This window comes from Janibacter sp. GXQ6167 (assembly GCF_041365945.1).
Taxonomy (GTDB): Bacteria; Actinomycetota; Actinomycetes; order Actinomycetales; family Dermatophilaceae; genus JBGFSK01.
In genome coordinates, this window is record NZ_JBGFSK010000001.1 from 1 (window position 1) to 20,661 (window position 20,661).

General features: G+C 67.8%; 13 protein-coding genes. 7 read left to right on the top strand and 6 right to left on the bottom strand.

Annotation, left to right across the window (positions count from 1 at the left end):
- Positions 1-116 precede the first annotated feature (116 nt).
- From AB8K43_RS00005 to AB8K43_RS00030, 6 genes are all read right to left on the bottom strand, one after another.
- Positions 117-887, bottom strand: a complete 771-nt coding sequence (locus AB8K43_RS00005) for a suppressor of fused domain protein (protein WP_370890115.1) — start codon at positions 885-887, stop codon at positions 117-119.
- Positions 888-1,320: 433 nt separating this feature from the next.
- Positions 1,321-3,153 carry a PTS transporter subunit EIIC gene (locus AB8K43_RS00010; protein WP_370890117.1) on the bottom strand — a complete coding sequence of 611 codons (1,833 nt, stop codon included), beginning with the start codon at positions 3,151-3,153 and terminating at the stop codon, positions 1,321-1,323.
- Positions 3,154-3,180: 27 nt separating this feature from the next.
- On the bottom strand, positions 3,181-5,748 hold the full coding sequence (gene ptsP / locus AB8K43_RS00015) for a phosphoenolpyruvate--protein phosphotransferase (protein ID WP_370890119.1): 2,568 nt from the start codon (positions 5,746-5,748) through the stop codon (positions 3,181-3,183).
- A gap of 137 nt (positions 5,749-5,885) precedes the next feature.
- The gene (gene ppk2, locus AB8K43_RS00020) at positions 5,886-6,770 is read right to left on the bottom strand and encodes a polyphosphate kinase 2 (protein WP_370890121.1); all 885 of its coding nucleotides are present in this window, start codon (positions 6,768-6,770) and stop codon (positions 5,886-5,888) included.
- A gap of 128 nt (positions 6,771-6,898) precedes the next feature.
- The gene (locus tag AB8K43_RS00025; protein WP_370890123.1) at positions 6,899-10,315 is read right to left on the bottom strand and encodes a hypothetical protein; all 3,417 of its coding nucleotides are present in this window, start codon (positions 10,313-10,315) and stop codon (positions 6,899-6,901) included.
- An 88-nt stretch (positions 10,316-10,403) separates the two neighbouring features.
- On the bottom strand, positions 10,404-11,531 hold the full coding sequence (locus tag AB8K43_RS00030) for an NYN domain-containing protein (protein ID WP_370890125.1): 1,128 nt from the start codon (positions 11,529-11,531) through the stop codon (positions 10,404-10,406).
- A gap of 125 nt (positions 11,532-11,656) precedes the next feature.
- Here AB8K43_RS00030 and AB8K43_RS00035 point away from each other — a divergent pair, with 125 nt between their 5' ends.
- From AB8K43_RS00035 to AB8K43_RS00065, 7 genes are all read left to right on the top strand, one after another.
- Positions 11,657-12,280, top strand: coding sequence for a hypothetical protein (locus tag AB8K43_RS00035; protein WP_370890127.1), 624 nt, complete (start codon positions 11,657-11,659; stop codon positions 12,278-12,280).
- A gap of 241 nt (positions 12,281-12,521) precedes the next feature.
- Positions 12,522-14,888: an ATP-binding cassette domain-containing protein gene (locus tag AB8K43_RS00040; RefSeq protein ID WP_370890129.1), complete on the top strand. Its 2,367-nt coding sequence runs from the start codon at positions 12,522-12,524 to the stop codon at positions 14,886-14,888.
- A 4-nt stretch (positions 14,889-14,892) separates the two neighbouring features.
- Positions 14,893-15,816: an HNH endonuclease gene (locus tag AB8K43_RS00045; RefSeq protein WP_370890131.1), complete on the top strand. Its 924-nt coding sequence runs from the start codon at positions 14,893-14,895 to the stop codon at positions 15,814-15,816.
- Positions 15,817-15,991: 175 nt separating this feature from the next.
- On the top strand, positions 15,992-16,759 hold the full coding sequence (locus AB8K43_RS00050; protein ID WP_370890133.1) for a Crp/Fnr family transcriptional regulator: 768 nt from the start codon (positions 15,992-15,994) through the stop codon (positions 16,757-16,759).
- Positions 16,760-16,898: 139 nt separating this feature from the next.
- Positions 16,899-18,563: a hydroxylamine reductase gene (gene hcp, locus AB8K43_RS00055; protein WP_370890135.1), complete on the top strand. Its 1,665-nt coding sequence runs from the start codon at positions 16,899-16,901 to the stop codon at positions 18,561-18,563.
- Positions 18,563-19,624 (top strand): 2Fe-2S iron-sulfur cluster binding domain-containing protein, encoded by a 1,062-nt coding sequence (locus tag AB8K43_RS00060; protein ID WP_370890137.1) that lies wholly within the window; start codon positions 18,563-18,565, stop codon positions 19,622-19,624. Before hcp ends, AB8K43_RS00060 begins: the two co-directional genes overlap by 1 nt.
- Positions 19,625-19,721: 97 nt before the next feature.
- On the top strand, positions 19,722-20,639 hold the full coding sequence (locus AB8K43_RS00065) for an exodeoxyribonuclease III (protein WP_370890139.1): 918 nt from the start codon (positions 19,722-19,724) through the stop codon (positions 20,637-20,639).
- Positions 20,640-20,661: the final 22 nt, after the last annotated feature.

Here is a 20,661-nt window from a genome sequence, read left to right on the forward strand (position 1 = left end):
AGAACCTCCGGGTTGGAGTGGGCCTTCGACAAGCCACATCCCATTCGGAGGTTCTCGTTCGTTCAAGCAGGCGCGCTGCTACCAACCTGATGGCCGGGTACAGCTAGTCGGCTCGCTCAGGCGAGTTCGGGCCGGTCGGGATCGACGACCATCGTTAGGTCCTCGTCGATCATCCGGTCGATGAGGAGTGAACCGCCCTCGGGGGTGGAGATCTTGAGCTCCATCTCGGCGTCGGTGAGCGGCAGCACGGCGTAATAGAAGATCGGACCGTCGGGCGTTTGTAGTTCGAAGATGTCCGGGTCCAGCCCGAGCGGTGGCCCGATGAGTGCGCCGGTAAACGGCACCCCGGGGGCGTATGGTTCGGCCGGGTCGCCGTTCGGGATCGAGTGCCCCCAGCTGAGGAAGGTCTCGTAGTCGTGCGGTAGCCGAGCCAGGCCTTTCAGCAGCCGGATCGGCCAGTAGTTGCGCTCGTCGCTGAGCGGTCCCCGATCTGCAGTGTCGGCGGAGTCATCGAGTTCTAGTCCGGCCCAATACGGCGGGAGGGCCAGCATGAGTTCGGCGAACCTGCCGTCTTCGGCCCCCGGCGGCATCGCCATTGGCCGATCGGACATCCCGGAGGTGACGAGGAGATAGACATCCCGGTCTCCCATCGGCGGGAAGACGTACACATCGAGGTGGATCCCGACGCTCGCGATCTCGTGCAGGACCGTCCAGTCGTCGCCGACGAACCGTGCCAGGTGGGCATCGCGCAACTGCACCCGGTCAGCGTCGATGGCGGCGACCTCGTCGTAGGCCCGGATGTCGTCGTGGACGTAGAGCGGATCGCCCCCGGGCGTGGTGGCGCGGTCGTCGTCTGCGTGCTTCTTCCACCGGTCGAAGATCCCCACGGACATCCCCCTTCATCAGCACCGGTCGGGTCGATGCATCGACGGTACCGACCGGGGCAGGTGAAGGGAGGCGAACTGCGGCCGGCTCGTACCTCTCGTCCGGGGCACGTGTCGGCGAGGCGCGTGACCTTGCGCTAACCGACGGTTCGCGGGGCGGGAGGTGTCGGGAAGGGGCGCGACTTTGCACAAACCGACGCTTCGCTGGGCCGGAGATGTCGGGAAGGCGCGTGACCTTGCGCTAACCGACGGTTCGCGGGGCGGGAGATGTCGGGAAGGGGCGCGACCTTGCACTGACGGACACTTCGCCGGGCGAAGGGGGCGTCAGCCGAAGCAGCGCACCCCCCTTCGATGTATCCCGCCGCCTCCAATGACGACGGGATACATCGAACCGGCGGGAAGGGGAAGGGGGCGAGCCTGCCGAAACCCCTTCCGCCTAGAGACGGGCGGCGCTGCCGAGGCGACGCTTCATCGCCTCGGCGTACTGCGGGGCATCGAGGCCAGCGACGAGGTGCCACACACCGGGCGCGACCTCGACCGCCCCCGGCAGCCCCGCGCGCGACAATGCATCGCGGTCGACCTGCTCGCTGTCGCGCACGACGACCTTGACCCGGGTCTCGGCGATGGGCTCGACGGACTCGACATTGTCGTGCCCGCCGATCGCGGCGAACCATTGCTTGGCCTGGTTGTCCTCGGCGTCCCCCACGACCACGACGACGGGCTCGTCCTCGCGGGAGGCCGCCTCGAGCTCTGCCTTGGCCGCCGCCTTCTCCTCGGGGGTGCGGTAGTCGGAGATGATCACGAGGATCATCGCGACGAAGAACGCCCCGGTGATGCCGAGGATGTAGCGGAAGGCCGGGTCGAAGACCGGGATCGTGAGCAGCGAGGTGAAGGCAAATGCCTCGGTCGTGACGCCACCGAGCAGGCCGATGATGAGACCGCCCACGAGACAGCCGACGAGCATGCGCGGGTAGATCCGCTTGAAGCGCAAGTGGATTCCATAGAGCGATGGCTCGGAGATGCCACCGAAGAGCCCCGCGGCGAGCGCGCCGGTCGAGGTCTGGCGCATCGCGACGTCCTTGTCCCGGATCGAAAGCACCAGGACACCGGCGGTCGCGCCGAAGCACGCGAAGTTCCACGCACCCATGGGCCCCTGGATGAAGTCGTACCCGAGCGTTTGGATATTGGCGAGCATCAGCGCGTTGAGCGGCCAGTGCAGACCGAGTGGGACGAGGAAGGGGTAGAGCAGCGGGATGATGATCGCGAAGACGATCGGGTAGCCGTTGTTGAGCCACGACAGGATCGATCCGAGGCCGGTCCCGAGCCAGACACCGAGCGGGCCGATCAGGAAGGCGGTCACCGGGATCATGGTGATCATCGAGAAGAACGGCACGAAGACCATCTGCACGTTCTCGGGGAAGATCCGCAGCAGGCCCTTGTAGACGAGGGCCAGGATCGCGACCATGATCAGCGGCACGAAGACCTGCCCGCCATAGCCGTTGAACTGCATGGGTAACCCGAAGATATGGGCGACGCAGTTCTCGGTCCCGGGCAGTTGAGGGTTCGCCGTACAGACGGTGTCCGAGAACTGCTGGACCTGCCGGTACACCCCGCTGCCGTCCTGGGTCTCGACGTAGGCCTTGGCCCCGAGGCTCATGAACTCCGGCGTCATCACCGCCCCCATCACGGTGGCCCCGACCCAGGGGTCGATATTGAGGGCCTTCGCAGCGTTGTAAGCGACCATGATGGGCAGGAAGTAGAAGACCGCGCGCCACATGGTGTCGATGAAGACCCACCCGGCGGGCTTGTCGGGCGCGCGGAAGTCCTGCACGCCAAGGGCATCCATCACGGCAGCGAAGGCGATGATGAGCGAGGCGCCGAGCAGCACCCCGAGAAGGGGGCGGAAGCTGTTACCGAGGTACTCAAAGAAGGCGTCAAGCCAGGCGACCTTGCCGCGCGCCTTCGCCCGGGCGGCCGCCTTCACATCAGCGTCGGAGCTACCGCCACCGCCGGAGCCCATCGAGGCCATCTCCGGCAGGTTCATGATGTCCTTGTAGACGGTGCCGACCGCGCCGCCGATGATCACCTGGTAGCGATCGCCGGACTGCGGGACGGCACCCATTACCCCCTTCGTTGACTCGATCCGCCCGCTGTCGACGACCGAGGCGTCATTGAGTTCGAAGCGCAGTCGCGTCGCGCAGTGGGTGAGCGAGGAGATGTTCTCCGCTCCACCAACGCCGGCGACGATCTCGGATGCAGTGTCAGACATGAGTCGTCCTCTCGTACTCGCCGGCCGCTAGTCCTCGTCCACCGGGACGAGCGCGCGCACTTCGGTGGGGGTGGCGCACGCGAGTGCTTGCGCCGCAAGGTCTTTGCACTGCTGAAGGGAGTAGCTGCGCACCCGTGCCTTGATCGATGGGATCGCCGGGATCGAGCAGCTGAGCTCATCGACGCCCAGTCCGACGAGGATCGGGACGGCCTGCGGATCGGTCGCTGCACCCCCGCAGACCCCGATCCACTTCCCGCGTTCGTGCAAGACGGTCGCGGCCTGACCGATCAGGGCGAGCACCGCCGGGTTGCACGGGTCGACCTGGGAGGCGAGCTTCGGGTGGCCGCGATCCATCGCGAGGGTGTACGAGGTCAGGTCGTTCGTGCCGACGCTGAAGAAATCGCAGCCCTCTTCGTCGGCGAACTGACGGGCCATGATCGCGACCGACGGGACCTCCATCATGATCCCGAGGGAGACCTCGGCAGTGGAGCCCAGACGGTCGCGCTCCTCGTCCCAGATCGCCTTGGCGCGGCGCCAGTCCTCGATGGTCGCGATCATCGGGAACATCACGTGCATCTTCACGCTGCTCGCCTCGGCGGCCCGCATGATCGCGCGGCACTGAGCGCGCAGGATTTCGCTGCGCTGCAGGCCAACTCGGATCCCGCGGATGCCGAGGAAGGGGTTCTCCTCCGGCGGGAGCGGCAGGTAGGTGAGCGGCTTGTCGCCACCGACATCGAGGGTGCGGATCACGAGCGGTTCGCCGGGGCGGAGCGCGTAGGCGCACTCGGTGTAGACCCGGGCCTGCTCATCCTCGGTGGGTTCGGACAGGCGCTGCAAGAAGACGAACTCACTGCGGAGCAGCCCGACGCCCTCGGCCCCCTTTGTCACCGCCTCGGCGGCGTCATCGACGCCCCCGATGTTGGCGACGACCTGGACCCGATGGCCGTCGGTGGTGATCGCTGGCTCGTCCTTCAGTTCCTCTTCGGCGGCTCGCCGCTCGGCCATGCGCTGCTGGCGAGCGAGGATGTCGTCGATTTCGTCATCGCTGAGGTTGAGCTGCAGCGCCCCCTTCGCCCCGTCGAGGACGACTCGCGTGCCGTCGGGGATCGACAGCGCCCGGCCATCGATCCCGGCGACCGCGGGAAGGTCGAGCGAGCGGGCGATGATCGCGACGTGCGAAGAGGCGCCGCCCGCGCTGGTCGCAAACCCGAGCACCTTCGTCGGGTCGAGTTGCGCTGTGTCCGAGGGGGTGAGGTCCTCGGCGATCAGGATCGTGCCCTCGGGCATCTGCGGCTTCTCGCTGCGCTGGCCGGTGAGTTCCTCGAGCACTCGCTGGCCGACATCTCGCACATCGGTCGCGCGACCGGCGAGCACCTCATCCGGCAGGGCAGCGAGCCGGTCGGCGTAGGTGTTGTAGGCCGCGCGCCAGGCGAAGGGGGCGCTCTTGCCCTTGTCGATCGCGCTCACCGCGAGGTCGAGCAGGTCGGGGTCGCCGACGATCGCCTCGTGCGCGGCGAAGATTTCGGCGCGGGCCGGGTTGTCCTCTTTGGCGAGCCGCTCCTGCAGCGCCGAGAGGTCGAGGACCGCCCGGTCGATCGCGGCGTTGAGCTTGCGTCGCTCGGTGTGGTGGTCCTCGCCGGTCTCGGCGACCTCGATGTCGTCGTGGCGCAGCTGGAGGACGGTCCCGATCGCGAGACCGGGGGACGCCGCGACGCCGAGGAGCAGGTTGGGGTGGCCGCGTCCGGCGTCGTGGATCGCCTCGCGCTCGGCCGCATCCTGATCGCCGGCGGCCCGCAGCGCGGGGGTTTTGGCGTGGTCCTCGCCGCCCGGGGGGACGGGCGGGACATCCTCGCCGAGCCCGTTGTTGACCGCCTGAGCGAGTGCCGCGATCGCCTCTTGGGCGTCGGGGCCGTGCGCGCTGAAGACGATCTTGTCGCCGCGCTGCACCGCGAGGCCCATGATCGACATGATGCTTTTCGCGTTCGCCGAGTCGTCTCCGCGACGCAGGCGGATGTCGGAGGTGAAGGACTTGGCGAGCGCGACCAGGTTGGCCGACGGGCGGGCGTGCAGGCCGGTCGGGTTGGGTACCAGAATCGCGTCAGAGGTGAGGGTACGACCACCGGCAGCGGGGACCCCTTCGTCCTCATCGCGCTCCGCGAGGGTCAACTCGGCGGCGACATCTTCGCCGGCGGTCACCATCCCGGTGTGGGCGGTGAGGCTCGCGAGGACTTCGGAGTTAGTGACCACGACCTGGGTGAGCAGGCTCTTGGCGGCGGCCGCGATCCGATCGAGGTCGAAGCGTACGAGCGGTTGGCCGACCGTGACCTGCTGACCCTCGCGCACGAGCGGCTCGAAGCCCTCGCCCTGCATCTTCACGGTGTCCAGCCCGATATGCATGAGGATCTCGAGGCCCTCGGGGGAGCGGACGGTGACCGCGTGGCCGGACGGCTGGACGTCGACCACTTCGCCATCGACGGGGGAGACGAGGGTGTCGGCCAGCGGGTCGATCGAGATGCCGTCGCCGACGATCTTCTGCGCGAAGACCGGGTCCGGGACGTGTTCGATGGGGACGAGCACTCCCGTCACGGGCGCCACGAGTGAGACGGTAGACGTCGTTGTCTGAGCCACGGGGAGCCTCATCCCTTGAAGTCGACAGGTCGTTAAAGCAACCCTGACCCTAGACCCATGTCGTGGCGCCGGTCACCCCCGCTCCGGCGGCGGCGATCGAGCGGTTAGTCGCCCTCGGTGTAGCGGGCGCGCGTCACGATCTTGGGGTCCGGTGCGTAGACGACCTCGGGGTCCTTGCCCTCGTAATCGAACTGGTTTAAAAAGGCCCGGATCGCGTTGACTCGACCGCGCTTCTTATCGTTGCTCTTGACCACGATCCACGGCGCCCAGCGCTTGTCGGTGAGGGCGAAGGTGGCCTCCTTGGCCTGCGTGTACGCCTCCCAGCGGTCGAGGCTTTCGAGGTCCATCGGCGAGAGCTTCCACTGGCGGACCGGGTCGATCTGGCGCAGCGCGAAGCGGGTCCGCTGCTCGTCCTGGGTCACCGAGAACCAGAGCTTGGTGACCGTCGTGCCGCTCTCGACGAGCATGCGCTCGAAGCGCGGGGCCTGAAGCATGAAGGTGTCGTACTCGGCATCGGTGGCAAAGCCCATGACCCGCTCGACGCCAGCCCGGTTGTACCAACTGCGGTCAAACAGCACGATCTCGCCGGCCGTCGGCAGGTGCTGGACGTAGCGCTGGAAGTACCACTGCCCCTGCTCGGTCGAGCTCGGCTTGTTGAGGGCGACGACGCGGGCGGCACGGGGATTGAGGTGCTCCATGAAGCGCTTGATCGTCCCCCCCTTCCCGGCGGCATCGCGCCCTTCGAAGACGAGGACATGCTTGGCGCCGACATCCTGGGTCCAGTACTGGAACTTCAGCAGCTCGACCTGCAGCTGGTACTTCTCGAGCTCGTAGGTGTCGCGGTCCATCAGCTCGTCGTAGGGGTAACCCTGGCGCCAGGTCTCGACGGCGCTGCCATCGGGGGCGATCAGCACCGGGTCCTCATCCGCCGCCCCCTGGACGGTGTATCCCTCCACGCGAAGACGATCGATGTACTCGCGAAGATTCATGTGCTGGACCATGGGCCTATCTCACCGCACTCGGGTCGGGTATCCAACCCCCACCTCCCGGGACCTCCCTCACTTTGCTTAAGCAGCGCCTCGTTGCTCAGCCTCCAGGGTGAGCAACGAGGACGTGCTTAAGCAAAGTCGGGAAGGGAGGGGGGTGGGGTGAAGGTGGGTTGGCGGCCGAGGGCGCCGATGAGGCGCTCGCGGGTCGCCGGGGACGCGGCCTCATCACGGGCCGCGCGGACCGCATCGAGACGAGCGCGAAGGGCGAGCCGCTCACCCACTCCGCCGTCGCTGTCCTGCTCTAAGAAGTCCTCGAGCCGGGCGATCCCGGTCTCGGCCTGCGCTACCGCCTGAGCCTGCGCGGCGTCGAGCCGCTCGCGGTACCAGTCGCTTGCGAGGACCGACTCGCGGGTGAAGAGGGCGCGGAAGGCCGGGTCGTCGAGGGTCCAGCCCTCGGCCGAAACCCCGTCGGCCATGATCTCGATGAGGGCGCGCACCGGCGGGCAGGCTGAGGCAATCGTCCCGTCCTTGAGGTACGACCGCGCGACCCGCTCGTGGGTTTCGACCATGACGTCGATCGAGTCGATGAAGACCTGCCGGTCCTGGGTCTCGGGCCGCAGGATCGCCTCGGTGAAGATCGCGTTGGGGTGCATGAAGATCCGGCCGAGGAAGATCCGGGTGAAGGACTCGGTGATCCGGTAGCCAAGCCGGCTCGCGGGGACGGTCCGACCGTCGACCTCGAGATCGGTGACGGGCTCGAGGTGCCCCGCCGCGATCAGTCGCTCGGCGGAGCGCTCCTCGTCGCTCATCCGCGCGAAGATCTCGGGGATCAGCAGGCTGACGTCGTGATCGACGCGGACCTGGGGCCCCACATACCCGGCGCCGGAGATCCATCCGTCATAGCCGCTGAGGGCATAGGAGAGGAAGGCCGCGTTGAGGTCGTAGGTCGTCGGAAGGGCGTTGAAGGGGGCCTTGGTCAGGGCTCCTTCGCTGCCCGCGCCCGTCGTCGAGGGCGACTTACCCGTCATCGAGGAGATGAACTCCATCAGCAACTCGGGCAACTCGAGATAGTGCAGTGGGCTGAAGGCGCACAGGGCCGGGACGCCGGGCTCGGGTGGGTTGTTGCGACGTCCGGCCGCGACGATGTCGACGCCCATCGGGACCGCCGCGTCGCCCGCCAGGCCGCGGTGCAGCCGGACGGCGACGAGCGCCTCCGCCGTGCCCTCGGGGTCGGCGAGGTCGGGGCGAACCTGCAGGTAGCGGGGGTTCTTCGACGGTTTGCCATCGACGAGTCGTGGCCGCGCGGAGCAGGCGACGTAGTCGGCGTCGCCAAGCGAGGGATCGCGGGACGCGAAGCGGGTCAGCAGATCCCGCATCGGCGCAGTGAACTGGCTGAGCGCGATCGCGTCATCCGTCATCGCTTGGGCCGCGGCGCGATCGAGCGGTTCGAAGTTCGACAGGAAGGTCCCGGGCTGGGCGATGTCGGCCTCGGCGATCGTGTCGTAGCCGGGCGTGATCGCATCATCGGGGCGCTGGAAGAGCAGGCTCTCGCAGTTCTGGACGTACTTGCGCGATCCGTCCTCGCCATCGGGCACGGTGACCGACGCGGTGATGTCGTCCTCGGTCTGCAGTTTCGCCGCGGGCGCGAAGTCCGGGCGGAGACTAAAGAGGCGGTACGACCCGTCCTCTTCGAAGCCCACCCGCAGCATGTCGACCAGCACGGGTTGTCCGTCCATCCGAAGTCGCGTCCCGTGCCGGCCGTTAACCCGGCTGACCGAGAAGTGGCTGCGCCAGTCCTCGCCCCACTCCGGCTGATACGCCTCCTTGATCACGAAGACGAGTTCCATGACGTGCGGGGGGATCGAGCGGATGAAGGCGTTGTGCTCGTCGCTGAACTCCGACGACGGCGTGAGCAGTTTGATGATGCTGCCCATGCTGCGGTTCGGGCCGAGAAGGGGGCGGTGGTCCTGCCCGTTCCACGACGGCTCGGCGTAGCGCTGCGAGTAGTCGCGAGCGAAGATCGCTTCGACCGCATCAAGGTCGGCGTCGAGGTCGGCAACATGGGCTGTGCCGATCGTGATCGCATCGGCGATCGACTTCGAGATCTCCGACTTCCCGCCCCCGGAGACCGTGGAAGGCTTGTGGCACACCGTGGTTCGCGCAGAGGTCCCGATGATCGTCCACTGCGCAGGATCGTGGCGAACCTGGAGCATCCGGATGCGGAAACCGCTCGTATTGACGTAGGTGGTGTCGCCGCGGAAGGGGGTGGTGCGCGTCTCCCCCTTCGCGTCGGTCCAGGTGATCGAGCGTGAGCCGAGGCTGTAGCGAGCGCGCCCCGGCATCAGGACCAGGTGGGTGAGCGTGGCATGCCGCGTCAGCCCGTCGATCCCGACGATCCACTCATGGGGGTTCGCAGCGACGACCTCTTCGACACTCGGCCCGTCGTCGCCGTACTTGTCGAGGAACTCCTGGCCCTGGTCCCAACTCGGGAAGACCATCGCGCCGCCGGAGTGCTCCTCTTCAGCGCCGCCAAAGAGGTTGGCGGACATGGAGATCTGGGTCTTGACCTCCTTCTTGCAGTACCCGAAGTAGTTGTCTGCGATCACCGTGACGATCACGCCGCGCTCGTCACGGGCGCACACCTTGAAGGCCTGGCCGTCGTTGTACCGCTCGGCCTCATCGCTCCAGCACATCCCATCGCGGACCTGTCGGTCGGTCGCGTCGTCGATGTGGGGGAGGCCGAGATCCTTCTTGGTGAGCCCGGTGAGGTGCGGCGCGAGGATGACGAGTCCGGTGTGCCCGGTCCAGCCGAGCGGGTCGAGCGCGGCGTCGTTTTCGGGGAGGTACGGGTCGCCAGCGTTGCCGAAGATCCCTTCGACGAAGTCGAGGTTCGCGACCATGCTGCCGGGGACGATGAAGCGGGTCTCCATGCGCCGCTCTCGCGTGTGGCCGGGGGCCGGGACGACGACCAGCGGACGGAGCAGCAGGGAGACGAAGCACGACGCGCGCTCGGGTTGCGTTGAGGTGATGGGCAGTTCGAGGGTTTCGGGTGGCGGCGCCAGCGCCTCGGCGAGCAGCCGGGCGAAGACCTCGCGGGGCACCGCCTTCTTATCGTCCGGGATCGGCAGACCCCCTTCGGCGATGTGGAAGACCCCAGCCGTCGTACGCCGATCGTTGCGCGGGTTGTGCAGCACGCCGTTGGCGAGGCGGTAACTCGTGATGAGGTCCGAGGAGTACTCGTCGCTCGTCACGGGAAGGGAGAGGGTGCGGGCGAGCCCGGGGACGTCGAGGGTGAAGGTGCGCCGCGGCAGGCGCGGGGTCACCTCGACGCCGTCAAGGTAGTCCGCGAGGAAGTCCTCGATCCGCTCGTCGACCGGAGGCAGCCGATCGGAGAGGCGCCGGCTGAGTTCGCGCTGCCGGTCGAGAAGGGGGGACACCAGCTCCGCGTCAGCGTGGTCACCACCGGCCACGCGGGGCAGGCCAAGGAGCGCCAGGCGCAGGTTGACGGCGGTGATGAGGGTGTCCGACGAAGTGGTGGCAGTCACCTCTCCGAGTGTGCCCCTCGCGTCTGGAAGGTTGGTTAACAGAAGGTAAGACTTTAGGGATCGGCGCGTTGCGCCGGGCGGCGTTTTGTTACAGCGCGCGGACCCGATCGACGTGGAACCAGAAGCGCTCGCGCACGTCGTGCCGGGCGGCCTCGTCGATGTTGGCGTCACCGCTGCGATTGGCGAGGTCGACGAGCAGCGCGCGATCGAGGTCGCCCGGGACGGCGGGCCGCCGGGCGCGGAGCTCGGCGAGCGCCTCGGGATCGGAGGTCGCACACCAGGACGCGACGACCTGCTTGGCGACCGCGTCGACGAGTTCGGCCGTCACCCCTTCGCCGTGGGGGATCAGGATGTCGATCCCCGTCGACGGGAGGGTTAGCGCCGTCGCGCGCTTACGGGCGAAGGCAGCCGGCGTCGGAAGGGAGGGAACTGCTGGCTTGGGCGCATCCTGCGGGATGGACGGGGCCGGTCGCGGGCCGGGTCGGGCCGTCGCCGGAGTGGGAGCTGCGGGGGTGTTGTCCGCTGACGTGTCGCCGTCGGTATCGCCTCGGGAGGCGTCCGCTGCGGCGGGCGCCGGCGAGGCATCCTCGCTCTCGGTGACCTCGGGACCCCCTTCGACCGCTTCCGCTCCGTCGGCGTCCGCGGGGATGAGGACGTCGGGGATCGCCATCGAGCGCACCGTCTCGTCGATGATCGCCGGGTCGACGAGGAGCAGGCCGTCAGACTCACGCAGGAGGTGCTTCGAGACGCCATGCGGGCGATCGTCGGGACCCGGTACGGCGAGCACGAAGACCTGGACGCCGTGCGCCTGCGCCTCTTCGACCGCCTCGGTGAGGTCGTCGTCCCCGGAGACGAGGTAGACGACATCGGCGACCTGGTGGCGTCCTTGAATGGCGAGGTCGAGACCGATCCGGACGTCGACCCCCTTCTGATCGCCGGAGAAGGAGAGTCGTCCGAGGCGCAACTTCACCCGGTGGAGCAGGCCGATCGACTCCTGTTGGTAGTCCGGCTGCCCCGACGGGCGCGCGCCGGAGTCGTACCAGTTGACGCGCAGCAGCGGCATCCCGCTCGCCTGCTCCACCTGGTCGATCAGGCGCGTAATGAGGTCGGGATAGTCGACTTGGACCCCGCGCCGCAACGAACTCCCGGTGATCCGGGTCGCCGCGGAGGCGAGCAGATAGCCGGCGTCGACATAAACGGCGCAGTAGGACCTCATGGGGTCCACTCTGCCAGCGGTCGAGGGTGCCCATCGGATGTCCGGGTGCGGTCTGGGCGCCGCGTAGGCTCGTGAGCGCCCGCGAAATGCGGGGATCTAGCCAGTCGACCAAGGAGCGAACGAAGATGTCCGAGGACCCAACCCGATCGGGCGGCACGCCCCACGACTCGGGGGTTGAGCCGAAGGGGTCGGCGGTTGAGCCGAAGGGCTCGCCGGGTCAGGTGGAGCCGCGGGAGCCGAGCTTCGGTGCGCGCGCGGCCGAGAGTGGCCGCCGCGCCGTGACGGCCGTCGCCATCGCCGCGGGTCTGATCGCGGCGGTGCTGCTCGGCTGGTTCCTCTTCGGCGAGTGGTGGATCTCCGTCGTGCGGCAGCGGGTCGATGGCAGCGCCTTCTCCGGCTTCGCGTTCGGGCTGACGGTCGGCTTCATCGCCACGGTGCTCGCCGCGATCCTCGTGCGCTTCATCCTCGTACGACGGATGCCGGGTTTCCTGCGGGTCGTCCTCGGCGTCCTGCTCGCCGTCCCGCTCGCGCCGCTCGTCTTCTCCCTTCGGATCGCGATGAACAAAAGCTCCGGCAAGCCCGGTTCGCTCGAGTACCAGATGCTCGTCGATGGCCGGGGCTACCAGAGCGGCGTCTTCTTCGGCACGCTCGTCGCCCTCCTGATCGTGGTGGCCGTTGTGTGGTGGGGCATCAGCCGCCGCAAGGCACGCGCCGAGGACCGCGCCCACGTGAGCGACACCCAGCACTGACCCCCTTCCCGACGGCTGGCCACCGACGAAGTGTCGGTAAGTGCAAGGTCGGGTGCCTGGCGGACGCTTCCGGGTTGGGGAAGTGTCGGTGGGTGCAAGGTCGGGTGCCTGGCGGACAGTTCCGGGTTGGGGAAGTGTCGGTAAGTGCAAGGTCGGAGCGCTCATCGCCGTTTGGGGATCGCCGAGGCGCCGCGCGAGCCATGATGAGGGGGCGCGGCCCCCGATCCGAGGAGTGTGACCCATGCATGTTGCCGATAGCCATGGCGTGATCCGGGTGCGGGGCGCCCGCGTCAATAACCTCAAGGACGTCGATGCCGACATCCCGAAGCGGCGGCTGACGGTCTTCACGGGCGTGTCCGGATCGGGGAAGTCGAGCCTGGTCTTCGGGGCCATCGCGAGCGAGTCGCAGCGACTGATCAACGAGACGTATTCGACCTTCGTGCAGGGGTTCATGCCGAGCCTCGCGCGCCCCGAAGTGGACAGCCTCGAGAACCTCTCGGCGGCGATTGTCGTCGACCAGGAGCGGATGACGGCCAACGCGCGCTCGACCGTCGGCACGGTGACCGATGCGTTCGCGCTGCTCCGGCTGCTCTACTCGCGCCTCTCCACGCCGCACGTCGGGTCGTCGCAGGCCTTCTCCTTCAACATCGCCTCGGCGAGCGGCGCGGGAGCCGTGACCGTGCAGAAGGGGGCCACGCAGAAGGCGGAGCGCCGCACCTTCGAGGTGATCGGCGGGATGTGTCCCGAGTGCGAGGGCAAGGGCAAGGTCTCGACGATCGATATCGACGCGATCGTCGACCGCAGCAAGTCCCTCAACGACGGCGCGATCATGGTGCCCGGCATGCCGACGGGTAGCTGGCAATGGCGCTCGTATGCGGAGTCGGACCGGCTCGACCCCGACAAGGCGCTCGCGGACTACACGCCCGAAGAGTGGGACTGGTTGATGAACCAGGACGCGACGAAGGTGAAGTTCGCCGGGATCAACTACACCTACATCGGGCTCCTCGGCCGAGTGCGGCGCTCCTTCATCGACCGCGAGACCGAGTCCAAGCAGGCGCACGTCAAGGCCTTCGCCGATCGGGTCGCCACCTTCGCTCCGTGCCCGGAGTGCGGGGGAACCCGGCTCAATGAGGCGGCGCGCACGGCGACGGTGGCGGGGACCACCCTGCCGGAATGCTCGGCCATGCAGATCACCGACCTCCTCACGTGGCTAGATCGGGTCGACGACGAGAGCGTGGTCCCCCTTCTGGCGAACCTCCGCGGGATCCTCGCCGCCTTCGTCGAGATCGGCCTGGGTTACCTCTCCCTCGATCGGGAATCGGGGACGCTGTCCGGCGGTGAGGCGCAGCGCGTGAAGATGATCCGCCACCTCGGCTCCGCCCTGACCGACATCACCTACGTCTTCGATGAGCCCACCGTCGGGTTGCATCCGCACGACATCACCCGGATGAACAACCTGCTGCTGCAACTGCGGGACAAGGGCAACACGGTTCTCGTCGTCGAGCACAAGCCCGAGGTGATGGCGATCGCCGACCACCTCGTCGACCTCGGCCCCGACGCGGGGAGCGGTGGCGGCGAGATCACGTACGCCGGTGACCTCGCGGGACTGCGCGCCAGCCACACCACGACGGGCCGCTACCTTGATGCGCGAATTGGCTTGCGGGAGCGGGTGCGTCAGCCGAAGGGGGCGCTCGAGATCCGCGGCGCATCGATCCACAACCTGCGCGACGTCGACGTCGATATCCCGACCGGAGTGCTCACGGTCGTGACGGGCGTCGCCGGGTCGGGGAAGTCCTCCCTGATCCATGGTTCGCTCGGGACGCGCGAGGACGTGCTGATCATCGATCAGGGCGCTATCAAGGGCTCACGCCGCTCGAACCCGGCCACCTACACCGGGCTGCTTGACCCGATTCGCACGGCCTTTGCGAAGGCAAACGGGGTCAAACCGGCGCTCTTTAGTTTCAACTCCGAGGGTGCCTGTCCGGCCTGCGGGGGCCAAGGCGTGATCTATACCGACCTCGCGATGATGGCCGGGGTGAGCACGCCGTGTGAGGAGTGCGGCGGGCGTCGCTTTCGACCGGAGGTGCTCGAGTATCGGTTGCATGGCCGTTCGATCGACGAGGTGTTGGCACTCTCGGTCGCCGATGCTGCGGAGGTCTTCACGAGCGGCAAGCCGAAGCAGATCCTCGCTCGCTTGCTCGACGTCGGACTCGGCTACCTCACGCTCGGGCAGCCCCTCACGACCCTGTCCGGCGGCGAGCGCCAGCGCCTGAAGCTAGCGGCTCAGATGGGTCGCGACGCGGCGACGATCGTGCTCGATGAGCCGACCTCAGGGCTTCACCTCGCCGACACCGAGCGGTTGCTCGCGATGCTGCACGGCCTTGTGGAGCAAGGACATTCGGTCGTCGTCATCGAGCACCATCTCGCCGTGATGGCTCACGCCGACTGGATCATCGACCTCGGACCGGGTGCCGGGCTCGACGGCGGACGCGTCGTCTTCGAGGGCACTCCGCAGGAGATGGTGGAGCACTCAGACACCCTGACCGCCCAGCACCTGCGCGCTTGGACCGCAGAACCTCCCACCGCGGGGGAGGATGTGGAAGCCTAAGCGGGTGACGAAGCTCTGGCGGCTCGATGACGATGCGGAGCTACGCCGAGCCGCCATGGATTGGCTCGCGGCCCGTACGAGCGATGGCCAGGAGACCATCGACCGTCAGACGCTCAGTGATTTCGAGTTCCGAGGTCAACGCATACCGCTCGTGGACCCGCAACGCGGGATCCGCAAACCCGCCCACCTTGAGTCCGCTCTCTCCATTGTCACCACCTATCGACCCGATGGCGCGGCCCGTCCGTACGAGGACGGGCTCCGACCCGATGGGTGTATTACGTACAAGTGGCGTGGTACTGACCCATTCCATCCGGAGAACCGCGCACTGCGACGAGCGATGGAGCTCCATCAACCCTTGATCTGGTTCATGGGTGTCGGTCCGGGGCTCTTCATTCCCGTGTTCCCGGTCTACCTGATGGAGGAGAACGAGAAAGATCACGAGTTCGTCGTGACGGTCGCGGAGACCGGCGAGCTTTCCGTCCCGATCGTCACCGACTCCCCGTACGAGCGAAAGTACCGCCTACAACTCGTGAAGCAACGGGTACATCAACCCGTCTTCGCGGCCACCGTGATGCGGGCTTACGAGACCCGCTGCGCCGTCTGCTCCCTTCGCCACCGCGAGCTGCTCGACGCCGCTCACATCATCGACGACGCGGACCCGGGCGGGGTGGCTTCGGTGCGTAATGGACTAGCGCTGTGCAAGATTCACCACGCTGCCTTCGATCGGCAGATCCTCGGAATCCGACCCGACTACGCGGTTGAGATTCGCTTCGACCTGCTCCACGAGATCGACGGGCCGATGTTGCGCCACGGGCTGCAAGAGCACCACGGGCAACCCCTCATGATGGTGCCCCGCATCAAGCGAGAGCGGCCAGACCCGGAGTTCTTGGATCAGAAGTACCAGAGCTTCCTCGCGGCCACCGCATAACGAAGCCGGCTGAACCCCACGGCCGACTCTGCCATCGCCCGCTGCTGTCGATAGAGGTCAGTGCGGACGGTGAAAAGAACGCCGGACGGAGATGTTTCTGCGACATCCGGACATTTCCCCGACCGGTTGGGGCGAGCACAGGCTGCAGCCCGTGTGGATGGCAGGCTGTGCGGACGTGAGTGATGTCGAACTGATCGCCGAGAGCGATCCGCAGGTCCAAGCGACCGCGCGGGAGTTGGCTCGGTGGGCCCTGTTCTCCTCGGTGCCGCGGCACCTGCTCCGCGAACTCGCGGCGAACGCCGACGTGCTGCGGATCGAGCGCGGCGAAGTGCTCTTCACGCGCGGGACGCCGGCGACCGCGTTCTATGGGCTCGTCCGGGGGCTGATCCAACTCGGGGTCTCCAACGCCGACGGCAACGTCCGGGTTTTGGAGATCATCGGCCCAGGCCAGACCTTCGGCGAGGCCGTGATGTTCCAGCAGGGCGGGTACCCGGTCAACGCGGTCGCGCTCGCGCCGAGCGAACTCGTGCGGATCCCGGCCGCTGCCGTCGACGCGCTCTTGACGAGTGATCCGAGGTTCGCCCGCGCGATGCTCGCCTCGATGTCGATGCGACTGCACGGCCTGGTCCGCGACATCGAGCTCTTCACCCTCACCTCCACCACCCAGCGCGTCGTCGGCTATCTCCTCGGCGAACTCACCGTGGGAGCCGCCCCCACCCCCACGTCCAGCCCGAGCACGACGCCGAAGGGGGCGAAGGGCGCCGCCAGGGTCGACCTCTCGCCCTCGAAGCAGGTCGTCGCCTCGCGGCTCGGGATGACTCCGGAATCCTTCTCACGGGTCATCCGAGACCTAAGCGAGCGCGACCTAATCGCCGTGCGCGGCCGGGTCGTGACGATCCCTGATGAGGCGGCCTTGCTGGCGCACGCGACCCGGCGCACCTAGCGACAAGCCAGGGGTGATTCAGGCCACATTGCCCCCTTCTTGATCGCGGTCAAGGAAGGGCGTCGAGGCCGCGTCTTAGCGTCTGCTCGACCTGGCGATACGCCCTGCCGATTCCCCTGATTGAGGTGCACCACCCACGATGTTTTGTTACCAGTGCGAGCAGACCGACCGCAGCGACAACCTCTTGATCGGGTGCCACACCCTGAAGGGCAACTGCGGCAAGGACGCAAACACCTCCGACCTCCAAGACGTCCTTGTCTACCTCTGCTACGGCATCGGCCAGTACGCGCAGGCGCTGCGCGAGGCCGGCGCCCCCGACACCCGCTTCGTCGATTACGCGGCGGGCGCCCTCTTCACCACCTTGACCAACGTCAACTTCAACCCGACCCGCTTCGTCCAGCTGATCGCCGAGGCCAAGGGCGTGCGGGACGAAGCTCAGGCGGCCTACGAGAGCGCCGTGCGGGCGAAGGGGGAGGAGCCGCAGGTCCTCACCGGCGCGGCTACCTTCGTCCCCGAGACCGGCATGACCGCGCTCGTCGAGCAGGCGAAGGGGGTGCGCGTCGACCACGACATCGAGACCGTCGGCGCCGACATCACCGGGGTGCGCAACTTGAACCTCTATGGCCTGAAGGGCATTTGCGCCTACACCCACCACGCCAATGTCCTGGACTACCGCGATGAAGAGGTCGATGCGGGGATCGAGTCCGCGCTCGCCTTCCTCGGCGACCCGCCGAATGACCTGGACGCCCTCCTCGCTCACGCCCTGCAGCTCGGGCACCTGAACCTCAAGGTGATGGAGTTGCTGGACGCCGCAAACACCGGCACCTTCGGCAGCCCGGTCCCCACTCCGGTTCGGGTGACGCCGGTCGCCGGCAAGTGTGTCCTGGTAAGTGGGCACGACCTCGGCGACCTGCACGCCGTCCTCGAAGCCACCAAGGACACCGGTGTCAAGGTCTACACGCACGGCGAGCTCCTCCCCGCCCACGGCTACCCGGGTCTGCACCAGTACCCGCACCTCGCCGGCAACTACGGTGGCGCCTGGCAGGACCAGCACGCCGACTTCGCGGGTTTCCCCGGTCCGATCGTGATGACGAGCAACTGCCTGATCGAGCCGCAGCCGAGCTACCGGGGGCGGATCTTCACCATGGGGCCGGTCGGCTGGCCCGGGGTGCGGCACTTGCGTCACGACGACCTCGCGATCGTCGTCAAGGCCGCTCAGGCGCTGCCGGGCTTCACCGAGGACGGACCGGACGAGACCATCACGACGGGGTTCGCCCGTGACGCCGTGCTCTCCGTCGCTGGCGAGGTCATCGACGCCGTCAAGGCCGGGGAGATCAACCACTTCCTGCTGATCGGCGGCTGCGACGGCGCCGTCCCGGGCCGCAACTACTACACCGAGATTGCCGACCGCTCCGGCGACGACACGGTGTTGCTCACCCTGGGCTGCAACAAGTACCGCTTCAACGGCAACGACTACGGGACGGTTGCGGGCCTGCCGCGACTGCTCGATGTGGGTCAGTGCAATGACGCCTATAGCGCACTGCGCATCGCGATGGCCCTCGCCGATGCCTTCGAGTGCGGGGTCAACGACCTGCCGCTCTCCCTCTTCGTGTCCTGGTTCGAGCAGAAGGCGGCGGCCGTGCTCCTCACCCTGCTCGCCCTGGACATCAAGGGGATTCGCCTCGGCCCGACGCTGCCCGCCTTCCTTACTCCGGCCGCCGTCCACGTCCTCTCGGACACCTTCGACCTCAAGGGCAACGGCGACCCCGCCCAAGACCTCGCCGACGCGATGGCGGGCCGTTGATGGCGGACGCATCGACGCTCACCCTCACCACCACCGACGGGGTCGTAACGACCGTCAGTTGCCCGCCTGGCCAGACGGTGATCGATGCCGCTGCGGCCGAATCGGTGATCCTGCCGTCCCTGTGCGGTCAGGGCGCGTGCGGGGCCTGTCTCGCGACGGTGACGGAAGGGAGTTACACCTCCCTCCCATCGAGCCCCGACGCGATGGGGCCCATGGCCGGAGAGGGCGCGGCGCTGCTCTGCTGCACCGTCCCGACCGAGGACCTTCGGATCGACCTGCCGTACGACCAGAGCCGGATCGTAAGCAGCGCCCCAGCGAAGCGGACGGCGACCATCACCGCGCTCGAGAGCGTCGGTCACGATGTCGTCTGCCTGGTCCTCGCCCTCGATGCCGACGACACCCACGGCTCGGCAGCGGAGTTCGATCCCGGCCAGTTCGTCCAGTTGCAGGTGCCCGGGCGTGAGGACCTGCGGGCCTACTCGCTCGCCAATGTCGGGAATTGGGACGGGGAGCTGGAGTTCTATATCCACGTCCTGCCGAAGGGGGTCTTCTCCGACTACCTCCGCGACCGGGCGAGCGTCGGAGACACCCTCACGGTGATCGGACCGCAGGGTGCCTTCGGGTTGCGGGAGAACGGACTTCGGCCGCGCTGGTTCATCGGAGGCGGCACCGGTCTCGCGCCGCTGCTGTCGATGATGCGCCGGATGGCCGAGTGGGGAGACCCCCAACCGGTCCGCGCCTACTTCGGGGTGACCACCGAGGACGACCTCTTCGGCATCGATCAGATCGCCGAGGTGTGCGCGATGCTCGCCGAATCGTCGGTGACGATCGCGATCTGGCGCCCCAAGAGCGACCTCGCCAACCTCGCGGTGCCCGACGGAGTGCAGGTGGTGAGCGGCTCGGTCGCCGATGCGATGGCCGAGGAGCTCGCGGGCCTCGGGCAACGCCCGGACATCTACGTGTGCGGCCCGCCCGGGATGGTCCAGGCCCTGGAGTACGTCCTCGCCGAACACGGGGTCGACCCGCAGTTCGTCGTCACCGAACGCTTCACCGAGAACTAACCGCTCGCCCCCTTCGTCATGAACCCGCGAAGGGGGCGAGTTCCCTCCGCGCCGCCGAACTGAAGGCTCGTCGGTCGCGGCGGTTAGCATCGGGGCCGTGCTGCGAGTGGCGACCTTTAATATCAACGGGATTCGAGCGGCGCAGCGCAGAGGCTTCGAGCCCTGGCTCGCTGCGCGCAGGTGCGATGTCGTCGCTCTCCAAGAGGTGCGCTGTCCGATCTCCCAGTTGCCTGCGGGGGTCTTCGGCGACTACCACCTCACCTATGACCCCGGCACTCTTGCCGGGCGCAATGGGGTCGCGGTCCTGACCCGGGAGCGGCCGAGCGCGGTGCGCACCTGGGGCGCCGATGTCCTTCGTCGAGCGCCGGGCGAACGCCACCTCGACCTCGAACCCGCGACGCCGAGCATCCTTGCTCGTGGGCTGCGCGAGTTCGGCGCCGAAGGGCGATACGTGGAAGTCGACCTCGCCGACCAGCCGCTCACCGTGGCCTCGCTGTATCTGCCGAAGGGGGGACTGCCGGCCCACCTGCAGGACCCACGGCGCATGCGGGAGGCGCCCGACGGTGGCCTGAAGTACGAGCGCAAGATGCGCTTCCTCGACGCCTTCGCCCGCCACCTGTCGCGAGCGCGGCGCACGGCCGCAAGCGCCGGCCGGGAGTTCCTGCTGATGGGTGACCTCAACATCGCCCACTCCGAGCAGGACCTGCGCAACTGGCGCGGCAACCGCCAATCCGAAGGGTTCCTCCCCGAGGAGCGGGAGTGGATCGGTGCGCAACTCTCCCCGCGCACGCTGGTCGACGTGGTGCGCGCTCAGCACCCACACGCTGACGGCCCGTACTCGTGGTGGTCCTGGATGGGCCAGGCCTTCGCCAAGGACACGGGCTGGCGGATCGACTATCACTTCGCGACGCCGCGGCTCGCGCGGCGGGCGATCACCGCTGGGACGGACCGTGAGGCCAGCGCGAGCGAGCGGATCAGCGACCACGCGCCGGTCGTCGTCGATTACGACCTCTAGCGGGTGGTGGTCCTTCCCGGCT

What these genes read in the sequence shown, in the direction of transcription:
- AB8K43_RS00010 (WP_370890117.1), bottom strand. Translation starts at nt 3,153, where the DNA reads ATGTCTGACACTGCATCCGAGATCGTCGCCGGCGTTGGTGGAGCGGAG.
- AB8K43_RS00030 (WP_370890125.1), bottom strand. Translation starts at nt 11,531, where the DNA reads ATGAGGTCCTACTGCGCCGTTTATGTCGACGCCGGCTATCTGCTCGCC.
- ppk2 (WP_370890121.1), bottom strand. Translation starts at nt 6,770, where the DNA reads ATGAATCTTCGCGAGTACATCGATCGTCTTCGCGTGGAGGGATACACC.
- AB8K43_RS00040 (WP_370890129.1), top strand. Translation starts at nt 12,522, where the DNA reads ATGCATGTTGCCGATAGCCATGGCGTGATCCGGGTGCGGGGCGCCCGC.
- AB8K43_RS00060 (WP_370890137.1), top strand. Translation starts at nt 18,563, where the DNA reads ATGGCGGACGCATCGACGCTCACCCTCACCACCACCGACGGGGTCGTA.
- AB8K43_RS00035 (WP_370890127.1), top strand. Translation starts at nt 11,657, where the DNA reads ATGTCCGAGGACCCAACCCGATCGGGCGGCACGCCCCACGACTCGGGG.
- hcp (WP_370890135.1), top strand. Translation starts at nt 16,899, where the DNA reads ATGTTTTGTTACCAGTGCGAGCAGACCGACCGCAGCGACAACCTCTTG.